The following is an 857-nucleotide window of genomic DNA, read 5'->3' on the forward strand; positions in this document are numbered from 1 at the left end:
ACGTTGCCAGTCGCCATAAACGAACATTTCTACGTGGAGTTCCGCCAAAATCGACTCGACGAATGTCGACAGCTCATCGACTTCAATTTCTTCCAGCGCTTCTGCAAGTGTCGCGAAAGGAGGATTATTTGGCTGCAACAAACCTGTTAATGCGTTGAACAGTTGAGAAATCGGGCGATCTTGAGAAGAATTTCGCCAATTACGTAATAATTGTTGTTTGATGGTTTCGAACCGAGTCGGGTTAAACTCTCTCGCGGCGAAACGGCGTAAAATCATCTCAAGCAGTTGTGGCAGTTTTTGGCTGAAGCCCGACAACGTCAAAGTTACCCCACCTTGGTGCGCATACATGTTGTAGCCCATGCCCGCGATTTCAGCTTGGTAGGTTTCTTTGGCTAGTGAGTCCAAAAACATTTCGACACAAAGACGTGTTTTCACAATATTCTTAGGCGACGCGACCGCGTGAGAACTGTCGATCGCAACGTACACTACGCCTTTCGGCACTCGGAACTCATCATCTTGCAAATGCCACAGGCGAAAACCTTCGAGATCTTCAATCAACTCCGGTAGTGAGCCCCCGTTTTCAAAGGGCATTGGGTCGAGGTCGTAACAAATGTACGGGTTCTTCTCTGGCAGAACAAATTGCCAACGCGGATCAATTTGTTGGAAGAAGCGTTTTTGCTCGCTACTGAATGGAGTGACGGAGTAGGGGGTGAAATACCACTCCGCAGTGCGATTGTACTCAAGTCCTTTGGCGATCAGCGTAACGCGGACATTGTCGACAGATAAATATTGCAGCAGAGAACGTTGCAGATCTTCATCATAGCCCGACATTTTGTAGTCGCCATAGATAATATCGT

The 857-nt window shown here is 47.6% G+C and carries 1 pseudogene; it reads right to left on the bottom strand.

Annotation, left to right across the window (positions count from 1 at the left end):
* A pseudogene (locus R7Z49_RS24070) lies at positions 1-857 on the bottom strand (insulinase family protein); the annotation flags it as partial.

Origin of the sequence: Vibrio sp. 1562 (genome assembly GCF_033340155.1) — a bacterium.
GTDB classification, from domain to species: Bacteria; Pseudomonadota; Gammaproteobacteria; order Enterobacterales; family Vibrionaceae; genus Vibrio; species Vibrio alginolyticus.